Genomic DNA, 25011 nt, shown 5'->3' on the forward strand with positions numbered 1-25011 from the left:
GAACTCGAAGTTGTTATGCGTCTAGGATACCCAATTCTTCGGGTATTTATGTGACTTTTATCGACCTATTACACTGTCAATCCTTACAGATTTCAGAATTTAGAGATCGCTATCACTTTATGACGGTGTATGAAGACAAGTGCTGTCAGATTTATTGGCGCTTGTCTCGCAACAGCCGTAATGCATTCAACGTGACCAGCGCCGTCGCGCCACTGTCCGCTAACACCGCCACCCAAAGCCCGGTGATCCCCAAGACACTCGTAACCAGAAAGACACCTTTTAGCCCTAACGCAATGGTAATATTTTGACGGACGTTCGCTTGCGTTGCGCGCGCCAGCTGTAAAATTCCGGGCAATTCAGTCAAACGGTTATGACTTAACGCCGCGTCGGCCGTTTCAAGCGCAACATCCGTACCACTGCCCATCGCTACGCCTAATTGCGCCGCTTTCATCGCCGGTGCGTCATTAATACCATCTCCCACCATAGCAACACGATAGTGTTTCGCTAAGGCTTCAACAGCATGAACTTTATCTTCCGGCAATAAGCCTGCGCGAAAGTCGATACCCAACTCTCCTGCAATCTCTGCTGCCGCAGCCGGATTGTCACCGGTTAGCATCACTGAATGAATGCCCAAATCACGTAATTGGTTGACGGTTTGCTTGGCATCGTCCCGCAAGGTATCACGCCAGCCAATCAGTCCGTATGGCGCGCCCTCAACCATTACGACCGCCACCGTGACACCTCGCTGTGCAATCTCTCCGGCTTGGTGTCGCTGATTCGGTGTCAACATATCATCTGTCAGTCGATCGAGTGCAATTAAGCTAATCCGGCACCCATCGACATCCCCTTTCACACCCTGTCCCGCCTGCGCTTGGATATTACGTGCTTCTGGCACTTCAATGCCTCGCTCGGCGGTATAAAGCACCAAGGATTTGGCCAGTGGATGATGACTGCCTCGCTCGATTGCCGTGGCATATTTAAGTAAATCCTTCTCGTCACCTTGCCATGTCAGCACATCAGTCACAGTCGGTTTACCCTCAGTGAGCGTGCCCGTTTTATCAAAAGTCACCGCATTGACACTGGCGAGCATTTCTAACGCCGCACCGCCTTTAATCAGTGCGCCTCGACGCGCTGCCGTCGCCAGACCTGATGTGATCGCTGCTGGCGTTGAAATCACCAATGCACACGGACAGGCAATCAATAGCAAAGCAAGGCCTCGATACAACCACTCTTGCCAACTGGCGGCAAAAAACAACGGCGGGACCACAACGACTAATGCGGCAAGCGCAATCATGGTCGGCGTATACCAACGGCTAAATTTATCGATAAACCGCTCAATCGGTGCTTTTTTCGACTCAGCCTGTTCGATTAAACGTAAGATCCGGTCAATCGCATTTTCGCCTTGTGCGGATGTGACGGTAAGCTGGACCGTTTTATCGGTCGCAAGGCTGCCTGCCATCACAGCATCACCGACCTCAATATCAACCGGGATGGGCTCTCCCGTCAGGGCGCTTTGATCAAAGCTTGCCATTGTCCCCATCAACTGGCCGTCTGCAGGCAAACGCTCGCCAGCGCTAATTTCAATCACATCCCCTGGTTGCAGTGCGCTCGCCGCCACGGTTTCACGCTCACCGGATGAATGAACGCGAGTCACTGTCTCAGGAACCAAGGCCATCAGTGACTGAATGCCATCTCGTGCCCGTGAGGCGGCATAACCTTCCAGCCTTTCACCAATCAGGAACAGTACCAGCACCATCGCGGCCTCGGTGGTCTCACCCAAGTACAAGGCCCCGAGTGCGGCGATGCTCATCAGTGTTTCAATAGAAAAAGGTGATCCGCTTTTTACCAGTCGGATCGCTTTGCCCACGATCGGCGCCAGTCCGACTAAGGTCGCCAAAGTAAACAGCGTCCCCGATAAAGGTTCAGACCAATAATGGAGTCCCCACGCCACCATCATGACCGCAATTAGCCCGAATAACAGCGCATCTTGCCGCCACTTATTCCATCCGGTTACCTCAGGTTGTGTTTGGTTGAGAGCGACGAGAGGAAAGCCCGCTTTTTGGGCGGCTTGTTCAACAGCACGTTCGGTAGAAGCCTGTGCATCGGCCGTATAAGTGACACGCAGTTTCTCCGTTGCAAACAGGACCTGTGCTTGCGCTACGCCTGACGTTGCCAGAATGGCTTTTTCGAGTTTCGCGGCACAGCTCGGACAGTCCATACCGGTCACGCCCCACTCGTGCGCATTCACTGAATCGATTGATGCGCGCTCAGAAGAGGTGTCTGCACGTTGTCGCTGAGCATGTGCGTGGCAATGCCCATCCGGGTCGTCATCGCCAGCGTTACCCTCGCCCTCCGCATGACTGCTACAACAGCCGCTGTCTTGCGCACATTGTGTGGTTTCAAGCGCAGAGGTGGTCGGATTTTGATGATGGGGTTGATGGCAATGGTGCGATCCACAGTGTTTACACATAATCGGCTCCTTATTGGCGGTATATCGAACGTTTATACCTACTATAAGGGTTGGAGCCCACTCCAGAGTCAAGCGATGATCGAAATTCATCGCATTTGTCTTACGTTGTGGGTCGGGGAAAGTGCTTGGATTAAGGGAAGCGCTGTGATGCGGGGAAAGAAAGCGAAAAGTGCGCTCAGTGATCAGCACTGAGCGCGTTCGGTTTACTGAATAATAAAAATGTAGCCCTGCAGAATGATAAGGTTCACGATATCGATGAAGAAAGCACCGACAATGGGCACCACCATAAAGGCTTGAGGTGCCGGGCCAAAACGATTAACAATCGATCCCATATTCATCACGGCTGTCGGCGTGGCACCTAGTCCAAATCCACAATGGCCACCGGCAATAACTGCCCCTGTGTAGTTACTTCCCATCAACTTAAATGTCACGTAATAGCTAAAGACACCGATTACGATCGACTGAATGGTAAGAATAATCAAGAAAGGGACAGCCAGGTCGAGAATATTCCAAAGCTTCAATGTCATCAGCGCCATGGCAAGGAATAGTGACAATGACACTGTTCCGACCATATCAACCGTTTCTGATTCCAGCTTTCTAAATTTAAAGATCTCAAGGGTATTGGTAACAATCACACCCAAAAACAAGGCATATACAAAGTCTGGGATCATTAACCACTGAATATTAAAGCTATTAACCCATTCCGATAAATAACGCGCGCCCGTAATACAAAGCAATAAGATGAATAAGACTTCGATCACTTTCTTTGCGGTTACTTTGTCTTCTTCATTTTCGTTATATGTCACCAACTCAGGATATTTCTGATGTGTCGTCGTGCCACGACCATATTCTGATTCTAATTGGTGCTTATTAATCAAGCGTTGCGCAACCGGGCTGCCGATAATGCCACCAATGACCAGGCCGAGTGTGGCGGAGGCCATTGCAATCTCGAGCGTGCTCTGGATACCGTATTCATCGGTCAATATCTGTGCCCATGCCGCGCCTGTGCCATGCCCACCAGACAAGGTAATGGAGCCAGCCACAAGGCCCATCAGTGGATCCAAGCCAAGCATCGATGCAAAGCTCACCCCAATCGCATTCTGAATAATAATGTAGAAAGAAGCGATAGCGAGGAACCAAAATACTTTTAACCCACCTTTCACCAATTGTTTATAATTAGCCGCTAAACCCACAGTGGCAAAAAACATTAGCATAAAGGTGCTTTTTAACGGCAAGTCAAATTTAAAATCTATACCGTTTGAATGCAGCACTGCAATAACACAGGCAATAATTAATCCGCCGACAATAGGTTCGGGGATATTAAATTTACGTAATGCAGGAATTTTTGAATTAACAAAATGGCCTAGAAAAAGCACACCAATGGCGATCAAAAATGACTCTAGTGCACCAATAGAATTGAGTTGATACATATAACCTCTTTGTTTCTCTCATCACATCCTCCCTGATAATCCAATTTGACCTTTGTCTTTTACCTCATGTTATTCACGTTGAAGTCAATGCTGGCTTCCACATCCCAACGACATCTCAGCATCCTGCTTATCGTTTTTAGTTGTTTAACACTGCGAGCATCGCCAACAGTTGCTTGACGCCTCGGTGTGTCTGATTCGCGGCACAATAGCAGAAATCTGTGATTTTGGCACCAAGTATCGAACTTTATGCGTCAATATCGCTGCTAATCATTGAATTAGCGAGGTTATTTACGTCATAGCCAGTGAGTAATGTTGTCGACATTTTCAGCAAAAATCGCCTACATTCGCATCTGTTTGCGACAAATGACGGAGGCGGCGCCGCAGATCGATCGCTAACCATGCCCCCACAGGTATTGCCAATGCCAAATTAGAGGCCGGATAGGCCAGCCAAACCCCATCCAATTGCCAATATGACGCAAAGAGAAACAAAAACGGGAGTTGCAGTACGATATTACCGATACTGATCATTAGCGCGGTTCGCCCGTGATGAATGGCTTGAAAGTACGCGGCGGCAACGACAATAAAGCCATCGAGAAACAGAAGGATCAGGTGCAACCGTAATCCATTGACTGTGCTATCCAGTAAGGCCGGATTGCCGCTGCCAACAAATACGCGTGCCAAGGTGTTGGGTAAGCCATTGATCACTGCCACAAAGGCAACGCCCGTCACTAAGACACAAGACAACGCCATCAATAAGCACCGCTTTATCCAGTGTGGCTGACTGGCACCCGCATAAAAGCTCACTAAAGGTTGCATCCCATTGGCTACCCCTTCGGCTAGCAAATAGTACACAATGACCACATAGCCGATCACGGCATACGCCCCTACCGCCAGTTTTCCGCCGTGCAGCATTAAAAGGTGATTGTGCACCGCCACCATCACAGCGCTATAACCGTACATAATCCAACTCGCCGCACCGATTGCACAGATATGCCGTGTGATTGACCAAGCCTGTGACCATGACGGCCAAATAACTTGCAACCGACTGCGCCGAGAAAAAAAGTAACTGACGCCTACCAGCGTTACCGCCGCTTGCGCTAACGCTGTGGCAATGGCAGCGCCGGTTAATGCCCACTCAAGCCAGACGATAAACACCAGATCAAAACCAATATTGAGCAACGCGCCTAACATCATCAATCGCGTCGCCAAGCCGGGTTGATCGTCGTTACGCAGTAAAATAGGCACCGCCATCGAACCGAGGGTAAACATATTGGCCCAAACCAGTACATCTAAGTATTGCACCGCAAAAGCCAGCGGCACCTGCTCTGCGCCTTGAAGTGCTAGTAGATATTGGCCCCACGCGACCAGTGCGAAGCTAAGAAAAACACTGAGAAGTAGCACTAATCCGATCGCGACCGCGAGCGTGTGATGCCCGGAGGGATCATGCCCTTTTCCTCGCGCAGCACTTATTTTCGCCCCAGCGCCAACACCAATCATCAGACCAATCCCTAACATGCCTGCGATCAATGGCCAAATCAGGTTAATGCCTGCCAAGCCATCAGCCCCCATGACATGACCGATAAAGATGCCATCAATGACTTGATAAAGACCATTAACCAACATAGCGGCCACGGTAGGTAACGTATAGCGCCAGAACTGACGTGACAGTGAATGAAGTTTTGCAGGCATTAATGAGCAGTGCGTCAGGGTATGATGATGAGTATCATACCCAATCGACGCCATAGTGCTGATCCCAAATCAGCACAGTTTGGGATAGCGCACGTGTGAGTGATATTGATAAGTCACATCGTTTCCTCGTACGCGAAAGCGCGCAAAGAAAAACGCCTTGGCCACTTCTCCCCTCAAAGAAACGGCACAAGACGCTTGAGTCTTTCATTTAGACAGGATGCGTGAGGCACTCTCCCATTTGAGTGCTGATCGCCCGGAGAACGTCTCGCCGAGTGATAATCCCTACCAATTTACCGTCATCAACCACTGGATACAGCTTAGGCTTGGTGGGCATCATCATTTCGGCCAGCTTAATGATACTGTCTTCTGATTGCACCGCGAGTGCATTCGGCGTCATACAATCAGACACAGAGTGGGAGTCTTGACAGTGATAGCTGTCTCTTAGCAATTGCTGCAGCATATCTTGCTCGGAAATAAACCCCACTAGACGCTTGTTGGCATCAATCACGGGTCCACCAGTTTGTTGGCTCCGCAGTAATTTTTCCAGCGCACTGGATAGCGGCATATCTGGCGAGAATGTCACCGGCCGCTTGTTCATATAATCTTTGACTTTGATCGACTCCATGTCGCCCCCTCTTCAATGCTTAACTCACGCCATATACCTGCTAACCACGTCATATCAAAATGTGTATGCCGCGTAGCGTGGCTATGGTTGTCCCGTTCTTTAAGTGTTGTCTAAGTTAGCGAAATGTCTAAATCACTTTGAACAATTTGTGTGATTGGACAAAGCAATGATGTGGCGTGATTGCTTTATACCAGCTTCACACGCCTCTCAGCCTCACTTGCAACAAGATAAGCTGGCACGCCCTTCTCTTTTTGTTTTGTCACAAATTGTTAAATAAAACAGCTAAAGAGGTAGATAGGGTTTCATCGATTTCATACCGTATCAAAACAAATGGATGATACTAAAAACGATGGCGATTCACGCATGGGGATGGGAAGAAAACGATGAAAATTATTGCGGTTTACAGTAACAAAGGTGGTGTGGGAAAAACGGCGACGTCGGTGAATATGGCACATTTGATGGCAGAAAGCGGCTATCGCGTCTTGCTTTGCGATCTTGACCCGCAAGGCGCGTCATCGTTTTACTTTAAGCTCAAACCATCCAAGCATTTAGGGCAAGACAGCTTCTTTACCCGAGATAAAAAGTTTAAAAAGTCCATTCAACCCAGTCACTACCCCAACCTTGATGTGGTGCCAGCGCACCATGACTTTAAAGACTTCGATATTTTTCTAGCTTCACAGAAAGGCGGGTCAAAAAGTCTCTTCAAACGTCGATTTAAAGCCGTTAAGGATGACTACGATATCGTGATACTCGATTGCCCACCCACTCTATCCGCGCTGTCTGATGCCGTATTCCGCCATTGTGATGAACTGCTGACCCCCGTGATCCCGACGACGCTTTCTGAACGCACACTTGAACAGCTTTATCAATATTTTATCGCCCATGATTTTGATGTGGCGCGTATTCACCCCTTTTTCTCGATGGTGCAGAAAACAAAGCGCTTACACGTCGACACCATGCATCGGATGCAGAAACAATACCCTGCTATGTTGGATGCCCATGTGCCCTTTAGTAGCGATATAGAAAAAATGGGCGTGACCTGTGCGCCTGTCACCGATATCGGCAAGGGAACCGCTGCAGCCATGTATTATCGTCGATTATGGCGGGAGTTCGCAGCGCGGGTGCTTTCCGATCAACACGCTGCATAGGCGGAGAGCCTAGGCGCGTAATCATTCGCGCATTACCAACCCAACAAGCGGTACAACTCGCCCGTTCTTACCGCGCGATGAGCCTGCGCAATGGTGCCGTCGCGCGCCCACGACTCAATAACCGGCGCAATGATTGGCTCCACCTGACGCCAATTTTGTCCGGCTTGTATGTCTGGCAAGTACAAAAGTCGCAGTAACAAGCCGTCTAAACCCGTTAATAGTTGTTCCGGTGTGCGATCATTAAAAATGGAAGGAAACACGTTATCGTCGTCATTGGGCAGCCCCATGATCTGGGTTAGCTCTTCAACCACACAGGCGACTAACTTACCTTTAGATCGCGCCAAATCAACTGGGATCACGACCGCTGCACGCCGTATCCAGCCGTTTTTATCAACGGCAAAATTAGCCGCACAGACCGCTTTGCGTAATGGGGTGACATCGTTGGTTTTAAAGTATTGTCGCGCATCGTCTAAAAAGCGTTGGTGGTTGGTAAATACAATGGTCAGATTAGCGGCTTTAGGGTGCGAAGCCGGGATAAAGTTTATCCCCGTCAAGCTTTGCAAATGGTCAAGGTGGTAGCGGACGAGTTTATCGTGAAGTTCGCTGTCGCTGACGACATGCGACACGGTATAGCGCACGGGCTCCTTCCACTTACGAACACCATGTTCACCTTCTACATATTCACTTTTCAGCGCAATGCGATAAAACGCATCTTGAATATAACTCGGTTGCTGCCAAGGTTGCTCAACAGCAAGCGTACTGAACGAGACCAGCCATACGATAAGCCCGATACTAACTCGACCCTTAAACAACAACCTTCACTACCTCAACCCCGCGCTTTCGATGCCTGTTTAGCGTAGCACACCAGTTGATAACCAACTGGTTGAATCGCGTGCTGTCTGTTTTTTCTTACCATATCTGTTGAATATGGAATAGGGATACCACTTTTCTAGACATTTTTTGAACCAGATCCTCAATTTGATAGCGATCACATTTTTAGTTATTCAGTAATGTGGATAGTAACGGGCGATTTGTCTCACTAACTCGAGGATTCTATGCGTAAAACAGCGCTCGCACTCTTACTCCCCTTTGCGTTTTCCGCCCACGCCGCCACCATCGTTGATGCCTCTGATTTGGATCTTAGCCAAGCACTAGACGCCAATACGGCACGCTCAGCAATGGCGGCAGCACCTGCACTCAGTTTTCGTGAAAAATCACGTCTGCAAGTGGGCAATCAATCACTGGTCCGCAAACAGCAACTGCATCATGGCATTCCGGTTTACGGTTATTCCGTGGTTGAAAACACTGCCGCACGGGGCTTTGCGCCAAGTGTTAAAGGTGACGTTGTCACTGATATCGAACAAGATATTGGTGGCACGCTACCCATGATTAACCAGCAGCAGGCCATTGCGATTGCTCAAGGTCAGACGGGCCAAGGCAATCGCCATTTTCATCAAGCGGATGCAAACACGGAATTGTTGATCTGGTTAGATGAACAACAAACAGCGCGTCTCGTCTATAAAGTTGACTACCTTGCCAGCGATAACGGTCATCCTTCGCGCCCGATGAAAATCGTCGATGCGAAATCGGGAAATATATTAGATAGCTGGGAGGGAATCGCACACTTAGAGGCCGGCGGACCCGGTGGTAACCAAAAAAGTGGACGCTATACCTTCGGCCCTAATACTCAACTGGGCGGCTTTGAAGTCAACCGCTACTGCCAAATGGACAGCCCCAACGTTGTCACGGTCAACATGAACAATCAGGAATGGGGTGGAAGTGTTCACCAGTTTAGTTGTCCCCAGAACAACTACCGCCAAGTCAACGGGGCTTATGCACCCATGAATGATGCGCAGTACTTTGGACAAAAAGTCTTTGAAATGTATCAAGATTGGCTCGGCGTACGCCCTATCCGTCAAAAGCTCACCATGCGTGTCCATTATGGTCAAGGCTACGGCAATGCATTCTGGGACGGACAACAAATGACCTTTGGTGACGGCAACGGCAGCATGTATCCGCTAACCACTTGGGATGTGATTGCCCATGAGGTCAGCCACGGTTTTACTGAACAAAATTCAGGGCTCGAATATCGCGGCATGTCGGGAGGCATGAACGAATCTTTCTCTGATATCGCCGCCGCGGCACTTGGTCAGTATGTTTATGGCGACTTCAACTGGAAAATGGGTGAAGACGTGATGAAATATAGCGATGCGATGCGCTATTTCATTAATCCAAGCCAAGATGGACGCTCCATTGGTCATGTCAACCGTTACTACCCAGGCATCGACGTGCACTTTAGCTCAGGCATCTTCAACAAAGCGTTTTACCATCTTGCCACCAGCGCAGAGTGGGATATCCAAAAAGCGTTTACCGCGTTTGCCACCGCCAACCAATTGTACTGGCAACCTAACTCGAGCTTCCAACAAGGCGCCGATGGCGTATGTGAAGCCGCGAAAGCGCTAAACTATTCGGCCGTTGCTGTCAGCCAAGCCTTTGCTGAAGTTGGCATCCAAACCCAAAGCTGCCAAGGAACCGGTGAAACGCCTACCCCAGATCCAGAGCCGCAGCCGACGCCTGAAGTGGTACCGCTCACTTTCGATCAGCCAGTGGAACTTCACGGCTACGCAGGTACGGCTCACCAGTTTGTGATTAAGAATGCACCACGCGGTACAGTATGGCTACAAACTTATCGTGGTCAGGGTGACATTGATTTATATACGGCGGTTGGCCGTCCAGCGAGCGCCGAAGATCATGACTGTGCGTCCACCAACGCGGGTAACGAGGAATACTGTGGTTTTAGTGAGATTCAGGGCATGGATCTATATGTCACTGTCACCAGCAAGGTGAACTACGCCACAAACGTAATCGCACGCCTTGATGACCGTGGTATCGAGCAAAACCGCTGTAGCAACGTCCCTAGCTGGGGAACCTACAACTATTACTACTCCGGCGTCAGCGTTCAATATCAAGGGCATCTGTTCCAAGCGACACAAGATAACTGGGGCATTGATCCATTCTCGAATCAATGGGTTTGGCAATATCAAGGAAGCTGCCAAGGTTAATATTGTTGTCTTGTGATTAGCGGCTAGCCACGGCTAGTCGCTTTTTTATGATTATCTCGCAGGCCGTTTCCTCACGACTGTGATCACGCCACGATTCTGCCTTCTTCTTGAAAGTGACATTCGCATTACTTCTTCTTTACATCTATGTTAATGATTATTGGTGATAATCAGATAATTGGGCAGATTGAATGCATCTGACGATTTTTTCTAACACATTTCGCGCCAAGCTTGTGGCGCTGCTGTTTTTATTGTGTTCCCCACTCGTTTGGGCCGCGCAAGGCAATGCTGAGAACATTCAGTATCCTAGCATGATCATGGGACTACTCGGTGGGCTGGCGCTGTTTCTCTATGGTATGGACAAGATGTCTAATGCCCTCAAAAGCGCCGCCGGTAGCCGCTTAAAAACCTTGCTCGCCAAACTGACCACCAACCGCGTGGCTGGGGTGCTCACGGGCGCCGGCATTACTGCCACCATTCAATCGTCTTCCGTCACCACCGTATTATTGATAGGTTTTATCTCAGCAGGCCTGATGTCACTTGCCCAAGCGACCGGGGTCATTATGGGTGCCAATATTGGTACCACGGTGACTGCGCAAATTGTTGCCTTTAAGATCACCAAAGCAGCGTACGTAATGGTCGCTGCCGGCTTTCTCACCCAATTTATCGCCAAAGCCGACCAAACCAAACACTACGGTAATATGCTGTTCGGCTTAGGTCTGATTTTTCTGGGCATGAACGTGATGAGCGATGCCATGTCACCGCTGCGCGATTATCAGCCCTTTATCGACGCGATGGCGACCATGGATAACCCTCTGCTCGCGATCTTACTTGCGGCGCTGTTCACCGCATTAGTTCAGTCGTCTTCAGCAACAACAGGGATCGTGATTGTCCTTGCCGGACAAGGCTTTATTTCGCTGGAAAGTGGTATCGCCCTTGCGATGGGCGCCAATATTGGTACCTGTGTGACAGCACTTCTCGCCGCTATCGGAAAATCCCGAGAAGCCAAACAAACTGCCAGCATTCATATTCTTTTTAATATCATCGGCGTCATGATTTGGCTGCCACTGATCTCGCTATTAAGTGATTGGAGCGTTGCACTTTCTCCAGCTTACCCCCAACTGACAGGTGTCGATCGTTTGGGCGCTGAACTGCCGCGGCAAATTGCTAACGCCAATACATTGTTTAATGTGCTCAACACACTGGTTATGTTGCCTTTCGCCGGTGGGTTTGTTTGGCTAGCGAAAAAGATTGTGCCACGCTCGAAAAAGCCACTCAGTAGCGAAAAGCCTATCATTACTCCTAAATATCTGGCGAAAGAGTTATTGATGACACCAGATATCGCGATGGATCAAGCGCAACTTGAGATTGGCCGTATTGGACGGCGGGTCTGTAACATGATGAATACCCTGCCGCCACTCACCTCGAAACTGGCAAGCCAACCACAACGCGACGCGGCGATCGCCGCATTAAAACAAATTGATGAAATTGAAAATCAAGTCGATGCCCTGCACGGACACATCCTGTTTTATTTAGGCAGACTGCGCAAAGAACCACTTAGTCACGCGCAAAGCCAACGCCAAATGGCATTAATTAGCATGACCGACCAACTGGAAAGCATTGCGGACCTGATCACTAATACGCTGCTCCCGATAATGGAAAAATCCCTCAATGCGGATATCACCATCAGTAATAAAATGCGTACGACGCTAGATGCCATGCAAGAAAAGGTGACTCATGCGCTGCTAGATTGTGTCAATGCGATTCGGCGAGGCGACGATAAGCGTGCCAAACAGGTCTTGCATGCGAAACGCGAGCTGAATGCCCTGCTTGATAAAGTTCTCGCCCATCAAGCTGAGCGTCTAGTCGAAGATGATGCCAACCGCTTACAGCTATTTAGCATTGAGATGGAGTGGACCGAGTCTCTCAAACGTGTTTATACCGTCACCAAAAGGATCGCGAAGTTGCATCTGCGCGAAAAAGAAGCCTAGTGCCGTATTGTTTGGGGAATATTGGTGCAGAAATAGCAGAATAGACAAAGAAAACGGAACCAAGCCCTAATTTTTGGGCTTTATAACCCAAGCATGTGGGTAAAATCGTTATAACGGCTCCGCCTAATGATATCTAGGAGCCTGAAATGTATACATTATTCCCTTCCCGACCTAAACCTTTATCGGCACTGATAGCCCTCGCTGCATTTAGCAGCACCAGTGCATGGGCTGATGCTCACTGTGAGATTGCCGATTTGGCAGTCAGTAACGCGCCTATCGAAGCGATTATGAGTGCTGACCGCAGTTGTTTTACCAGCTGGTATGACACCACGTCTATTCGATATAGCAACGTCTACCAAGAAACTTTTGTAAGCAAAGTAGCGCAGCGTTTATCGCAGACCATTGCCCATTATCAGGGTGAGGACGACCAAGCTCGCCAAATTGCTAACTTGGCTGAGTATGTGCGTGCCGCCTACTATGTTCGCTTCTATGGTGACAAGGCGAGTCCTGACTATTCTGACTCGCTAGGCGATCGCCTTGCGGATGCAATCAATACGTTCTTACGTTCGCCTTTCGCCACGGCGAAGGGCAGCGCCCAAACCGATGCTTTGCATGGTTTAACGCTGATGGCCGACAGCATCAAGCGCCTGCCGCAAACCCTAGACCTACAAATTCAACTGCTTGAAAATCTGAAACAAGACCGCTTAGACGAACGCCGTTATGCCGATGCACTCAATAACCTTTTCCGTGCTATGGCTGGCCACCAATCTCGTCAAGCCTTTTACGATGTGCTCGCCGCTGATCTCTCCTTGATTGACCGCCTTTATCAGTTCGTTATCAATCACCCTAAGCTGTCTAACAGCGACCACGGCGCGTTGTTGGTATCAAACACGGTCCGCGAAATGGGACGACTATTGATAGCCCCCCAAGCCAGCGTGCGAGATCGTGTGATTAGCCACTATAGAGATCTCTTACCCCGTTTCCCGTTGGGCGGTCAAAACGACGCCGTTTGGGTAGGCATGGTAGAAATGGTGGATGCTTATGCTCCCAACAAGATGGCCGAATTAGGCTTGTCTGATGCCAAAGCCACGCTAGAAGCCAAAGTGATGCCTTATCGCCACCAATGTGACGGTCCGGCGATCATTCGCTCACAGAGCATGACACAAGCACAAGCGCAACAGGCATGTGAAAGCCTGCACAACAAAGAAGTGGCTTTTCATCAAACGGTTAACTCAGGCTATCAAGCCGTCGCCGACGATCTAAACGACAACGTTGAAGTCGTGGTGTTTGATAACCCATCGGACTACAAAACCTACTCAGCATTTTTGTTTGGTAACTCAACCGATAATGGTGGCCAATACTTAGAGGGGAACCCTGCCGATCCAGACAACCAAGCCCGTTTTATCGCGTACCGGAATGATAATGGCCAATCGCTTTCGATTTGGAACCTCGAACACGAGTACATTCATTATCTCGATGGCCGATTTAATATGTACGGCGACTTCAACGACGTGCTTCGCCACGGTCATACTGTGTGGTGGCTAGAAGGCTTTGCGGAGTATATGGCCCATGGCGATGACTATGCCGAAGCAATTCGCTTAGGCAAAGAAGGCGGCTATTCACTCAGTGACGTGTTTGCCACCACCTACCAACATGATGTGAACCGCGTGTATCGCTGGGGATATTTGGCGGTACGCTTCTTGTTTGAAAAGCACCCAGAGGCTGTGGAAACTTTGCTTGATGCGGGTCGCACCGGGAAATTCGAGCAGTGGGCAAATTTAGTCAAAGACTATGGCCATCGTTATGACCAAGAGTTTGCACAGTGGCTGACCACCTTGGAAGACACCAATGGCGGCGAACCACCTCGTCCAGATCCTGAGCCGGAGCCAGAGCCAGAGCCAGAGCAACCAGAAGTAACAACACTGTCTCTCGGTCAAACTGTCACCATTAGCGGGCAAGCATACAGTGAACACCTGTATCAAATTGACCTCGCCCACTCTGCTAGCGCGCTGACATTCAGTATCGAAGGACAGGGCAACGCGGATCTCTACGTGGCAAAAGGCCGTCAAGCGCACTATTACGACTATGACGCCACCGAGTGGAACCAAACCAGTAATGAAACCGTGATACTAAATGATGTGAAGCCGGGTCGGTATACCTTAAGTGTCACCGGTCGTGGTGACTTTACCGATGTCACTGTCAAAGTGAATGCAGAAGGCCAAGTGCAACCCGAGCCAACCCCAGAACCAGAGCCTGAAACACCAGCAGGCACCGATGACTTGCGCCCAACGCAACTTAACGTCGCCAGCCCAAACAGTATTAGCGTTTATCAACGTCGCTATCTGTATGCCGATGTACCTGCGGGAGCCACCAAGGCGCAAGTGTGGGTCATGGCGGATGGTGACGCGGGGGATCTGAGCGTATTCGCCGCCGAGGATTACTGGCCCACGCAAGCACAAAACCAAGCAGCCTCTGACGTACCGGGCAGCAACCAGTACATCGAAGTTGATTTACGTGACCAGCAGCGTCTGCACTTGCTACTTGCAGGTGATGGAAGCCGAAGCCAAACCGATGTGCGTGTTTATTTTCGTTAAGCACTAAGCACTAAGCACTAAGCACTAAGCACTAAAAAAATGTTACCAAGCGCCACTGCCGAGTGGCGCTTTTTTGTTCGGTTGCCATATAAATGGGAAAAGAATAGAAAGAGGAAAAAGACGCAAGGGATGATTGCTGTTTTCTCTCCCACACAAATTGAGACAATGCGGCGAGAACCAACCTTTATCGCTATTCACGAATAATAAGGAGAAACCATGACCGAATGGGAAAAGATGTGCCAAGGACTTGTGTTTGATGACAGCGATGGCTCCATTGATATCCGACGGGACCACGCCACACGAACCTTGCAAGCATTCAACCAAAGCGTAGAGACGGCAACAAGAAAGCAACTGCTCAACACGTTATTACACACTATCGGCGAGGGTTCGGTGATCCAACCGCCGTTTTATTGTGAGTTTGGCGAAACCATACAGATTGGTAGTAACACCTTTATCAACATGAATGCCAATATGCTGGATGGGGCCCCGATCACGATTGGCAACCATGTGCTGATTGGCCCCAATACCCAGTTTTACACCGCAACCCACTCACTTGATTATCGAAGCCGCCGCGCTTGGGAAACCTGGTGTAAACCGATTGTGGTCGAAGACGATGTATGGATTGGCGGTAATGTAGTGATCTGTCAAGGCATCACGATCGGCGCACGCAGCGTCATTGCCGCCAACGCCGTGGTGAAACACGACGTGCCACCTGACAGTCTTTACGGTGGCACGCCTGCACGGTTAATCAAGTCGCTTAATCATCACGATTAATCAATATTGCGCCAGCCATTTGGCGCATTAAGTCTCCAGCGAGTAAACTCGGCCCCACTGTAAATGGCGCGTCCCTGTTTGCCATAAATCACCGAAATAGAGGACGCCTCTTCACCAGCCAGTATCCGATTGACGTACTCTCCCGCCTGAACGCCTTGCGATTCACCAAATAACACCACCCCACCTGCGGTTTGGCCTTTACCCACTGAAAAGTCCCAGAAACCAAACAAAGGGATCGCACTGTGTTGGTTGGTCCATGCCAACACCTTATCCGGGTCTACAACATTACCATTGCTATCACGGATAATTTGATAGAGTCCCACAACAATAATGTCGTAGCCATCGCTACTGTTGACCGAGGCTTTCCACGCGTCAAACGTCTCATGGTTTTCAATCGTGGCATCAATCCCCAGTTTATTCTTCAAACTTTGATACTGTTTACCGATATGGTCGGTGGCAATGGTTGCGGTTGTCCCCGCATCAAACATGATTTTGACAATCAGCTTATCTTTACCCAACATTTGCCCAATCTCTCGCATACTGCGCGCAAATAGCGGGCGCTCGAGCACACCGGTTACTCTCGCCTTACCGCTATATTTGGCCATCAATCGACGTGGGTTAGCATTGATACCTAAAAATACAATATCGATATCTTCATTTTGTAATCGAGGTAGCATGTAACCCAACGCATTATCGTCACCCAGTACCACTACATCGGGCGCGACCTGTTGATACATAGCAAAGGCTTTGTCGGCTTGACTGTCATAATCGGTTTTCGGTAAACGCTTCGTATCCATCTCAAAGGTATGTAAGGTCACATCATCGCCAAGCGTGTTTTCGAGCCCACGAATATAGCTTTTATCCCAGCCGTATTCTTTGTGATAGCTCTCAATCAATAGGACGTCAGCAGCCCATAACGGGCCTACTGAGGCAGCATAGACCACGATAATCAGTAGCCAGTTTTTCATACTCACGCTCCGTCTTTTTTCTTTCGTGCTATTAACCCTAGTCAAAAAGTGGACATCGAGAAAGCACATAGCCAGAGCGAGAAGTCAGTCATAACTAAAAAGGGAAGGAATATGGAAAAAGCCGCCACATTCGTGACGGCGATAGATAAGTGATTATCGGGGGATAAAGGTATTTTTGTAAAACCCATGGAAGCCCGAGTTCGGCACATAAAATTCGACCCCGCCGAATAAGCGCAGTGCTTTCCCCTCGCTTTGGGTCTGTTGCTTAGCCTCAATGGCACCAAAACGTTTATAGCGATTTTGTGTGACGAGAATAAATTCGTGTCTACCGTCATTGTCCCCTTCTGGTGGCGAGTAGTGACCGACAATTTGAAGCCCCCAGCTAGTCCCTCCTTCAGGTAACGGCATATCTTGCAGCAACCGTACTTGCGTAAAGTTATGTTGTTCATCGCGCTCGATAATTGTCTGATATAGGCGACGATCTTCTTCTGCAACACCATCCAGTTTAAGGGTATAGAAAATACTCACCATATCGCCAGTACAAACAGTCGTTAACGATGGGAAGTAGTCATCCGGGTAGCCATCGGTAAAATCTTCCGTGATGAGTGACACCCGTCCATCTTTGACTTGATATACATGCTTATCTTTGCATACCACAATAAAAATGCATGACTGTTGCTGGTGTACTGCAACAATATCAATAATATCCTGCGGGCGTGACGACGGAAGCTGAATGATATCGCTACTTTGTGGGGCCTCTTCGATACCTTGTGTGAAGTAAAGATTCTTCCTGTAACTACTATCTTCGCACAAGAATAGTGCCTGGCTATTGAAATAGCGGTTAACACATTCACTTGCTATTGTGCAGCGCTTTATATGCCAATCTGGGTTCCATTGTTCGTAGCTCAAACTATCATTAAAGCCATCGCTGAAAAATCGATCGGTACGACCAAACTCAGGGTAATCGAAATCACCGCCAAAGTAATAAGTGCGACCCGTGATTTGAGATGATATCATCGTTCCGAGTACTTCTCGGCCTTCAGTGTCTTCGACAGATTGAATGTACTCCCAGTCAGTATTCATTGTTTTTACATCAAATGGTCTAAAACAGACATGTCTATCCCAATATATCCGAGTGCTACAAATGTACTGACCAATGTCGGCATGAATAAGGTCTGCAGGTTGCACCACTTCATTGGTATAACGCTGTATCGGCGAAGGCTCGGGCTCCGGCTGACGTAAAGCATCGAAAATCCATTGTGCAATCGCGATCACGATCCCTACGATGGCGACCACAATACCTAGCGGTCCTGCCAGCACACTCCCCATCAGCGCCGCGACCGCAAGCCCAAATGCAGCACCCGATATCAAGAAGTTAACTGAAGCCCACACAATATCCGCTGTATCACCGCTGGCAATCGCCTGGCCGAGATTCCAGCCAGCAATACCGACTGCAATAAAGGCGAGCCCCACAAAACATTTACTCACTAGGCTCGATACTTTGCCGAGAAATAATGACTCCGCAATTCGACGCTCAACGTTGATAAACTTGGCGACACGACCGGTCAGTTTGCCCAGAAACTGACTAAATTTAGCCATCACTTTCGCGATCTCATCGGTTATCGGTGTCCCTTTACCGAATAAAAAGTGTGTCACTTTAGTCGCAAGGATCTCGTAGCTAATTTGCAGCGAGGTTTCGATAAATGCGGCTCCCAGCCCGATAAGCTCAACGGGACTATCCCACTCTTCTCTGTCTGTTGCGGATGCCCAAGTGAAATGCCCGACTCCCAATAACAAAGTCAGCGAGGATAGAACAACGTCAGTCATACTTCGCTGACCGCTGACCGGCGTTGCCAATTCAGGGTATTGTCTCGTCAACGCTTGCTGGGTGGCATCGTTACCCAAGGTCTCGTCGCGTAACCCAAGTCCTTTAAACGTATTCCAAACACTATACACGCCACCATTATTGCTAAAGAATTGCCGCCAGAATTGGCTTTGGATAGGCGAGTCATTGTTCTGCAGAATACGGGCAACGGCCAAGAAGTTCTCCTCATTGGCGAGCACGGAATACTGATCGCTCTCACTCCCCCAGCGCAAACTAAACGCGACGCCGTTAATCACAGTACCGAATAACACTCGCTCGATTTCACGCAGCGTGTTCTCCGTTTTGGGACGGCCTGCTGCAATATTTAAAGTGCGTATTTTCGCACTCGTCGCATTCACTTTTTGAACCGCAATATTGAAGCGGTTATCGGCATTGTCGTTTACCGCACAATCGTTAAGCAGCGACTCGAGCGTGCTATCTCGCTGGTAGTATGTGACCAGCTCATCTAACCAATAAGACGCATTTTGCTTGTACTGTCCCAGTACATTACTTTGACAATAGTTTGTCGCAATCGCGTAAAGCTCATCAATGATTTGTTTGAAGGTTTCCCCTTTCTCTGCCAAGTCGATATTGGCATGCGCTTTGATCATGTCCCAACTGTTATAGGCAAGGCGATCATTAACGTCCACATTCTCTTGCCCTTTGTAGCCATACTGCAAATATTGACTGATGTATTCAGCCATGTAGTCATTAAAGTAGGTTTGATAGCGCGCATAAACATCTCTCACTGACTGTTGGTTATCATGCATGGCTAACACATCATCATTTGGCTCAACCGCACCGCCTATGTCGGAACTTAGGCCACTGTGATGGATCCGAAAGTTATGTTTCATCATATTCTGAAACATCACATGCGCGAGATAATTGGCTTCGTCAGTGGGCGTCTCGAAATCCACTCGGTCTAACCCTAAACCGCGATGTTCTGATGAATCCGTGTAAAAACTGATCGCATCAAGCTCACTGAGTCCTGCTGACGTGGTCGGTGCGATCCACTGTGCCGCTTTGACAGACTTAGGCAACACGGTAGCTGCCGCCATGGTTAACACGGCCGCCGACGAGTGGGTTAAAAAACGACGGCGACTTTGGGAGCGAAGCCCTTCCCAGACATTACATTTGCTTTTCATGATCGTCCTCTTTTCAATCGGGATTATCTTGAATGGATAAAAAAACCCGCATCTTCGGATGCGGGTTTGAGGTTATTTAACCGGCTTGATGGTCAACTCGGCATTGTCGAAACCGAGGCTCGCCAGTTCATCGGGGTCAAAGTTAGAAATCAATTCCACCCCATTTGCTTCGCCAGTCGTGGTCATTGGCGAAATAGAGCGCTTAACGCGAGAGGAAGTCGCTTTGCCAATCGGCTTCGCTTGGCCAAGCTCAATGGTCCCGGCATACTGGGATTCCGCATAAAAATCACCCGACACATAGGAATAGAACGGACGCAAGCTCTTCCCTGTTGCCCACTGCATGCTTTCTAGGCCATATTTTTCAACTGCCCAGCTCCAGTCCCACCATTTTACTTCACCTGGGATGTAACGATGATGCCACTGGTAAGCAATATCGTGCTCAGGCTTGCTACTACGTCCCATCGTAAAGGTGTGGCTTCGTGTGGGACGGTTTTCAGGATGCGAATGCCACGCGTTACCTCCCCAGCGTAAAAAGCCGTCAAAGGTTACGTCATAACTAATATCGGCGCCAAAGCGGTACGGATAAGAAATGCTCGACCGATAAAGCTCAACGCGAATAGGGATCTCGGAGTTCGCCGGAACAAATGGACGCGCTTGTAACGTCACCTGCTCACTGCTCGAGCCACCATTGCTGTTAGCAAAGCTTTGATTCGCTTCAAATGAAATAGTGAGCTTGGTATCGCCAACCAATGGCCACTTAAATTCGTTTTCTGTTTGTACTTTTTGCGCAAATCCGAAGGTGTTGGTTTTCGACCAATTGGTGGCCTCATCGACCTTGAGGTCAACGACCACTTGTTGAGGCTCGTCGAGGTTGTTGCGAGCAACAGCAGAAATCGTTTTGACTAGCTGTTTATCGGACTCAACCACATCACCATGCCAGAAATCACTGTCATTTAAGGTATAAGCAAAGTTATCCACTTTGATGGTGGTTTTATCGCCACAGCGGTAGCCATCACACTCGCCATCATTGTTACCGCGGATCAACCATTGGTCACCAGAACGCCAAACGTTCATATCTTCACCGACATAATCACTTTGGTTACCGCCTACCCATGCGTAACCCAGGTAGTGCGCGAGATAGCTCAGTGGTTTGACAAATTCACTGCGGTTATTGACCAATGAATATTGGACATCGAGCTCAGTTCCTTCTGGTACGCTTTGAGCAGCGTAATCCGGAATCTCGCCCTCATCATTGATGGGATAGCACCATGTATCTTTCGTTTGGCCGTAGTGTTTGATTTCACCGTTATAGCCGCTACCCATGATCGCCCAATCGCCTTCAAGTCCAGCGATTTGCCATTTCCCCATTCGATCCATCAAAAAGTGGCGATGGGTACTCGCCTCGTCTGCTGTTAAGGGCCGATAATTAGCTCGACATTGGTCATCGCCTAAGGTATCGAGCACAATTTGGTCAGGATAGACTCTCGCCTGTGCAACTCCCGCACTGACGAGCACTGCGATGGTGGAGAGAGTCAAGGTTGTTGTACGTGAGATTGTCGCCATTTGACGTCTTCCTTTTGTTAGGTGTTATTAGAGTCTGCCGGCCATTCGAAAGCTGACCTTGTTGACCTTTTCATAGCCAATAACGAAAACAAAATGAAAAACGATGATTTAAATTCCCTTTATATTTCATTTCTTTAGGTTGAATTCATATTTATTCTAACAAAGTAAAACGTGATATTTATTCAGGAATAAAATTCACGCAAAACACAGCAAAAAAATAAATTAGAGTTAAGGCTCTATTATTTGAGTAAGGATATCTATGAGAGGAAGTCTAAATAATAAGATGTTGCAAAACACACTCGGCAAGGCTTATAAAAATAAAGCAAATACTCTATTTTTATTCCTCAGCGAGAAACTGCTCAATTTCATGAGTGGCATGCTCAATATTGAAAGGTGAATACCGGATAAGCACACTACGATTCGTCTTTCTTGAGACAAAATAAATCGTGGCATACTTGTGCTTTTTTTCTAGGTAGACGAGACAATCACACTGACTGTGAGTTAAAAATTGCTCCATAGGAAAGTCAAGGCGCGTGTCTTGGGGATAAAAAACGTAAAGGCTTCCGACTCGTTTCTGTGTCAGCCCGCCTCGCTGAACCAAATCACTCCAGCGCCAGCCATTGAGTTTTCCTACCACAAACACGCTGCTCGCCACACATGCCAATAACATCAACGCCATCATGGCACACTGACGTATCGGTTTACTCGCTACTGCCTTGTTTTCAGCATCATACCTCGACTCGTCAGTAGAGCTAGCTGTCGCGGCATTCGTCGTGACGGGGGCTACCTTAGTTTGTTCTAAGATTGCCTGTGACTCGCTGACAGTCTTGGTTTCTACCATACCCTCGACCATGCGATAGCCTTGCTTGGGTACGGTGACCACCAACGTCGGATCCGCGCTAATCGCCATGAGGCTTCGTCTCAGCGCACTGATTGATTTGGCTAACGATGTTTGACCAATGTATTCATTTCCCCACGCGTAACAGATCAAGGTTTGCTTACACACAGTCTTTGGGGCATGCAGCAACAAACATTCCAGCACTAAAGCTTCACGGAAGCCAAGTCGAGTGGATTTGTGGTCTTTATGGAGTTTCCTAGCAACAGCGTCGAAGTAAATCATAGGCTTTTTCTTTTTGATTATAAAAAACTCAATAAATCATTGCGATAGTAAACATTTTAATTCGAAACAAGATCACATTTTACATAAAAGTGAGACTCACTCTATTAATATAAAAAATAATAACCGCAATAAAATTAGGCGATTAGACGTATAAAACCGATAATAAATCGCCATCAATGGTTTATTTTCTATACAAAACAGACAAATAAATCAGATACAAATTTTGGAAAAATGTCAAATGATTGATTAGTGAGTGATTTATTACTATGGAAGTTATTGCATAGTAAGCTATATAATACTGAGTGTTTACTCAAAACAGGTTGGCAACAATAATGAAATATATTTATAAGATAACGATGGCAATCGCCCTACTTATGATGTCTTCAATAAGTTTTGCCGCCATCGGACAATACAACATTGTGTTAGTGCATGGTTTTCAACCCGCACAACTAAAAACGCGTCCCGATCACGATGAAGTCGTGCGTGATGGCAGTGACTATTGGCAAAACTTCTGGTTACAGCATGCTGATGCTAGGATTGACTGGCCTGCTCATGAACGCATCGAAGGGAAAATAGCTTCCGATTACCTATGGCCTGCATTGAAAAATCTTTCCGAGCAAGAAACCTGTCTGTCCGGCTGCATTTTAGTCACTCACTCTACCGGCGACCTAGTAGCACGCTATCTGCTCGATAACCAAGAAAACTGGCTGAGCAACGCAGGACTCGAGCCCCTCAATATTGTCGGCACCTTTGATTTTGCTGGCGCCGGTGGCGGTGTTGAGTTAGCCAACATCGCCGTTAACCTTGCCGAAGGTGGTGGCTGGTTAAACCATGCGATGAAAAAAGCCGTGTCACTTTGGATGGGACAAATGCCAACCAAAGACAACATTGGCGTACTGAACGACTTGAAAGTGGCCAATGCACGTCAATTGGCGATGTGGCCAGATAACCGTGTGCCGCGTATTCGCTTTGTGGGCAATGGTTCGGACTTTTTGGGTACTACGTCTCCCTTTATTCCGGGTAGTGATGATGGCGTGGTCGCCGCCCACTCAGCCTGTGGTGCCGCCGATGCCGATGAGTTTGACAGTTGCTCCACCACGATTGAGTTTGATGGTAAATTGGATTACGTCCATAAAGGCGTTAAACGCTTTATGCCGTTGCACTATCCGCTGTTGATGGGCGATAAGTATAGCCACCTCACCATCTTTAACCCTTGGCACAAGGGAAAAGTCACAGCAACTGATCCTGAGCTTGTGCTCGGTGATAATTCGCGGATTACCGTCGAAACCGTGGATAAAGATGGTTGGTTTGGTAAAAAATATCGCTTTGTCCGTGATTCCGACCGTGACACCTTGTCCGAGCTGGTTCATGCCCTTCCGCAATAATCTCGGTCATGCTGTGACCTGACCAACAAAGCTGCTCTTTTTTTCACAAAGAGCAGCTGGTCAGATTTATTCGCTTTTATCAGCTGTGTTAGTTTATTCACGAATCGTTAATTAGGGATTGCTATGACTAGACTGCTACTCGCAGTAACCTTGGTAGTATCTATTGGAGTTACTGCCTATCTATGGCTTGATGTTCCCGACGCTCCGCCTGCCACACTGACTGCTGAGCAGAACCATCAACCGCCGTCGCCTGACACTGCCGAATACGTACCGCCGACGCAAGCGTCTACCGCTCTAAATACGCAATATCGTCCCGAAGAGCCCGATATCGTGCAGACTTCGATGACACCCACACTCAGCTATATAGCGGCCGATTATGCGGAGCAAATCCAGCACCCCTCCTACTCGATCCCCATTCCATCAAAGCAAAGCCCTTATCTACACTGGAATCGGTATGTTTCGACGCCAATGCCTATTCTCGATGGCTCGGTAAAAGCGGCATTGAAGCTCAACCAATACCGTTACTTTTACCCAGAAAACATCCAAGCCTCACTGGTCACCCCAGCCTCTCTTAATCACGCGACCTTGTCGGTTATCGATGTCCAGTCCAATCGGGAATTGACCCGACTCGATGTCACAGATACACAGTGGAGTATTGAGCCCGAAGCCGATTGGCCTATTGAGCTTCGCCTCAAAGCGGCACTCAGTTTTGATGGTGGCGACGATGTACTCACCGCGGACTTCCGCCTCTACCAACCCATTGCGGAAGTGAAAGGGGTGAAGCCAGTTTTCGGCCGCGGGCCGGATATGGTCATTCCACTCGTTTTGGATATCGATAAAGGCGGTATCTATCGAGTGCGTGCCAATTTATTTACTGCTGACGATCAACCCGTTGCGGTGTTAACCACTAAGACACGCCTCAGTGAGGGAGAACAATCTCTGGAGCTGCGCGCATTTCGGGCTTCAATGAGCGGCTATGGTGATGAATGGCAACTGAAAGACGTGGTGATTGAACGTATGTCCGGCTATCCCGGTGAGCGAGCACAATTTGGCATCAGCCCTCAAGACCATTATTTCCTCGGCATTTTTGATACTGGGCAACTATCTGACGAGCCCTATCAAATGACTGAGCAAGAGCGGATGCAATTAGAGTTTTTACAGCATGCCGCTCAACGGTCTTAACGGC

16 protein-coding genes are annotated in these 25011 nt (G+C 48.6%); 7 read left to right on the plus strand and 9 right to left on the minus strand.

Annotated features, from left to right (window positions below; all coding sequences use genetic code 11):
- Positions 1–151: 151 nt before the first annotated feature.
- The 4 genes from E8E00_RS07710 to E8E00_RS07725 form a co-directional block, all read right to left on the minus strand.
- Positions 152–2470 carry a zinc/cadmium/mercury/lead-transporting ATPase gene (locus E8E00_RS07710; RefSeq protein ID WP_096628063.1) on the minus strand — a complete coding sequence of 773 codons (2319 nt, stop codon included), beginning with the start codon at positions 2468–2470 and terminating at the stop codon, positions 152–154.
- 203 nt (positions 2471–2673) lie between these two features.
- Entirely contained in the window at positions 2674–3900 is a 1227-nt protein-coding gene (gene gltS, locus E8E00_RS07715; RefSeq protein WP_077675975.1) for a sodium/glutamate symporter, read from the minus strand.
- Between the two features lie 324 nt (positions 3901–4224).
- The gene (locus E8E00_RS07720) at positions 4225–5589 is read right to left on the minus strand and encodes an MATE family efflux transporter (RefSeq protein WP_096631360.1); all 1365 of its coding nucleotides are present in this window, start codon (positions 5587–5589) and stop codon (positions 4225–4227) included.
- Positions 5590–5797: 208 nt separating this feature from the next.
- The gene (locus E8E00_RS07725) at positions 5798–6214 is read right to left on the minus strand and encodes a CBS domain-containing protein (protein ID WP_069588315.1); all 417 of its coding nucleotides are present in this window, start codon (positions 6212–6214) and stop codon (positions 5798–5800) included.
- Positions 6215–6597: 383 nt separating this feature from the next.
- Here E8E00_RS07725 and E8E00_RS07730 point away from each other — a divergent pair, with 383 nt between their 5' ends.
- Positions 6598–7362 (plus strand): ParA family protein, encoded by a 765-nt coding sequence (locus E8E00_RS07730; RefSeq protein ID WP_096628060.1) that lies wholly within the window; start codon positions 6598–6600, stop codon positions 7360–7362.
- A gap of 32 nt (positions 7363–7394) precedes the next feature.
- Here E8E00_RS07730 and E8E00_RS07735 read toward each other — a convergent pair whose 3' ends face one another.
- Positions 7395–8174, minus strand: a complete 780-nt coding sequence (locus E8E00_RS07735) for a DUF2927 domain-containing protein (protein WP_167314272.1) — start codon at positions 8172–8174, stop codon at positions 7395–7397.
- A gap of 243 nt (positions 8175–8417) precedes the next feature.
- On the opposite strand from E8E00_RS07735, the gene E8E00_RS07740 reads away from it, so the two are divergent.
- From E8E00_RS07740 to E8E00_RS07755, 4 genes are all read left to right on the plus strand, one after another.
- Positions 8418–10424, plus strand: a complete 2007-nt coding sequence (locus tag E8E00_RS07740; protein ID WP_096628054.1) for a M4 family metallopeptidase — start codon at positions 8418–8420, stop codon at positions 10422–10424.
- Positions 10425–10612: 188 nt separating this feature from the next.
- Positions 10613–12412 (plus strand): Na/Pi cotransporter family protein, encoded by a 1800-nt coding sequence (locus tag E8E00_RS07745; protein ID WP_240531873.1) that lies wholly within the window; start codon positions 10613–10615, stop codon positions 12410–12412.
- A 146-nt stretch (positions 12413–12558) separates the two neighbouring features.
- Positions 12559–15006 (plus strand): M9 family metallopeptidase, encoded by a 2448-nt coding sequence (locus tag E8E00_RS07750; RefSeq protein WP_096628051.1) that lies wholly within the window; start codon positions 12559–12561, stop codon positions 15004–15006.
- 216 nt (positions 15007–15222) lie between these two features.
- Positions 15223–15780: a sugar O-acetyltransferase gene (locus E8E00_RS07755; RefSeq protein WP_096628048.1), complete on the plus strand. Its 558-nt coding sequence runs from the start codon at positions 15223–15225 to the stop codon at positions 15778–15780.
- Here E8E00_RS07755 and E8E00_RS07760 read toward each other — a convergent pair.
- The 4 genes from E8E00_RS07760 to E8E00_RS07775 all read right to left on the minus strand — a co-directional run bounded on the left by E8E00_RS07760 (position 15777) and on the right by E8E00_RS07775 (position 22440).
- Positions 15777–16748: an ABC transporter substrate-binding protein gene (locus E8E00_RS07760; RefSeq protein WP_096628045.1), complete on the minus strand. Its 972-nt coding sequence runs from the start codon at positions 16746–16748 to the stop codon at positions 15777–15779. The two genes, E8E00_RS07755 and E8E00_RS07760, sit on opposite strands and share 4 nt — an antisense overlap.
- Positions 16749–16901: 153 nt before the next feature.
- Positions 16902–19757 carry a twin-arginine translocation signal domain-containing protein gene (locus E8E00_RS07765; RefSeq protein WP_096628042.1) on the minus strand — a complete coding sequence of 952 codons (2856 nt, stop codon included), beginning with the start codon at positions 19755–19757 and terminating at the stop codon, positions 16902–16904.
- 72 nt (positions 19758–19829) lie between these two features.
- Positions 19830–21320: an aerolysin family beta-barrel pore-forming toxin gene (locus E8E00_RS07770; RefSeq protein ID WP_096628039.1), complete on the minus strand. Its 1491-nt coding sequence runs from the start codon at positions 21318–21320 to the stop codon at positions 19830–19832.
- Positions 21321–21657: 337 nt separating this feature from the next.
- Positions 21658–22440 (minus strand): transcriptional regulator, encoded by a 783-nt coding sequence (locus tag E8E00_RS07775; RefSeq protein WP_096628036.1) that lies wholly within the window; start codon positions 22438–22440, stop codon positions 21658–21660.
- A 374-nt stretch (positions 22441–22814) separates the two neighbouring features.
- Here E8E00_RS07775 and E8E00_RS07780 point away from each other — a divergent pair, with 374 nt between their 5' ends.
- Together E8E00_RS07780 and E8E00_RS07785 are read left to right on the plus strand one after the other, a co-directional pair.
- The gene (locus tag E8E00_RS07780) at positions 22815–23825 is read left to right on the plus strand and encodes a hypothetical protein (RefSeq protein WP_371414182.1); all 1011 of its coding nucleotides are present in this window, start codon (positions 22815–22817) and stop codon (positions 23823–23825) included.
- 123 nt (positions 23826–23948) lie between these two features.
- On the plus strand, positions 23949–25007 hold the full coding sequence (locus tag E8E00_RS07785) for a hypothetical protein (protein WP_096628030.1): 1059 nt from the start codon (positions 23949–23951) through the stop codon (positions 25005–25007).
- Positions 25008–25011 lie beyond the last annotated feature (4 nt).

Origin of the sequence: Salinivibrio sp. YCSC6, from assembly GCF_004916735.1 — a bacterium.
Lineage (GTDB): Bacteria > Pseudomonadota > Gammaproteobacteria > Enterobacterales > Vibrionaceae > Salinivibrio > Salinivibrio proteolyticus.

Bases quoted from the DNA above. Each gene is read 5' to 3' on its own strand.
- E8E00_RS07710 (WP_096628063.1), bottom strand. From the start codon at position 2,470: ATGTGTAAACACTGTGGATCGCACCATTGCCATCAACCCCATCATCAA.
- gltS (WP_077675975.1), bottom strand. From the start codon at position 3,900: ATGTATCAACTCAATTCTATTGGTGCACTAGAGTCATTTTTGATCGCC.
- E8E00_RS07720 (WP_096631360.1), bottom strand. From the start codon at position 5,589: ATGCCTGCAAAACTTCATTCACTGTCACGTCAGTTCTGGCGCTATACG.
- E8E00_RS07725 (WP_069588315.1), bottom strand. From the start codon at position 6,214: ATGGAGTCGATCAAAGTCAAAGATTATATGAACAAGCGGCCGGTGACA.
- E8E00_RS07730 (WP_096628060.1), top strand. From the start codon at position 6,598: ATGAAAATTATTGCGGTTTACAGTAACAAAGGTGGTGTGGGAAAAACG.
- E8E00_RS07740 (WP_096628054.1), top strand. From the start codon at position 8,418: ATGCGTAAAACAGCGCTCGCACTCTTACTCCCCTTTGCGTTTTCCGCC.
- E8E00_RS07745 (WP_240531873.1), top strand. From the start codon at position 10,613: ATGCATCTGACGATTTTTTCTAACACATTTCGCGCCAAGCTTGTGGCG.
- E8E00_RS07750 (WP_096628051.1), top strand. From the start codon at position 12,559: ATGTATACATTATTCCCTTCCCGACCTAAACCTTTATCGGCACTGATA.
- E8E00_RS07755 (WP_096628048.1), top strand. From the start codon at position 15,223: ATGACCGAATGGGAAAAGATGTGCCAAGGACTTGTGTTTGATGACAGC.
- E8E00_RS07760 (WP_096628045.1), bottom strand. From the start codon at position 16,748: ATGAAAAACTGGCTACTGATTATCGTGGTCTATGCTGCCTCAGTAGGC.
- E8E00_RS07765 (WP_096628042.1), bottom strand. From the start codon at position 19,757: ATGAAAAGCAAATGTAATGTCTGGGAAGGGCTTCGCTCCCAAAGTCGC.
- E8E00_RS07770 (WP_096628039.1), bottom strand. From the start codon at position 21,320: ATGGCGACAATCTCACGTACAACAACCTTGACTCTCTCCACCATCGCA.
- E8E00_RS07775 (WP_096628036.1), bottom strand. From the start codon at position 22,440: ATGATTTACTTCGACGCTGTTGCTAGGAAACTCCATAAAGACCACAAA.
- E8E00_RS07780 (WP_371414182.1), top strand. From the start codon at position 22,815: ATGATGTCTTCAATAAGTTTTGCCGCCATCGGACAATACAACATTGTG.
- E8E00_RS07785 (WP_096628030.1), top strand. From the start codon at position 23,949: ATGACTAGACTGCTACTCGCAGTAACCTTGGTAGTATCTATTGGAGTT.